Annotated in this window: 1 protein-coding gene; it reads left to right on the forward strand. The window is 50.6% G+C overall.

Annotated features, from left to right (window positions below; all coding sequences use genetic code 11):
- Window positions 1-303, forward strand: a 303-nt coding sequence (locus tag I6F66_RS22205) for a hypothetical protein (RefSeq protein WP_231611968.1), incomplete at its 5' end; no start/stop codon positions are given.
- Window positions 304-522 lie beyond the last annotated feature (219 nt).

Below are 522 nucleotides of genomic sequence, written 5' to 3' on the forward strand. Positions count from 1 at the left end.
AATCGACAGTTGTGTCGAATTTGGGTTTCGCAGAGCCTTATCTGCCGGAGAAAAATGTTCGTGTCCAATTTAATTAACGCTGACACCCTGCACAAGTTGGCTGAAGACATGCAGGATTTGAGTGCATCGGAAGCCTATCGCGAACTGCTTGTATTCATGGAAGAGAATTCGACCGAAACCGGGTTCAGCGCAAGGCAGACCTCGAAGGGCTGGGAGATTTCGTTCAATCGGACAATCATTACCGACGATGTCACTGCATTCGCAAACGTCATCACTTCGGTCGCTGGCATCGACTGGAATTGAGTCTTTGGGGCGGCTTCGGTCGCCCCAAAATCCAGCAGCATTTTTAGATCGGTGCCGCTGTTGGACCGGATATAACGGAGTTTGCCTATCGGGTAGATTATCCCATTTTGTTTTAGTTTCGCCGATGGCCCCGGTTCAGCCGGGGTCAGAGGGCTTTATCTCCAGCTGTGCGACAGATCGGCAATCCTGCCGGACTGGAGAACAAACTGTCACATTTTT

The sequence above is a fragment of the Pseudoalteromonas sp. NZS100_1 genome, assembly GCF_015864285.1.
Lineage (GTDB): Bacteria > Pseudomonadota > Gammaproteobacteria > Enterobacterales > Alteromonadaceae > Pseudoalteromonas > Pseudoalteromonas arctica.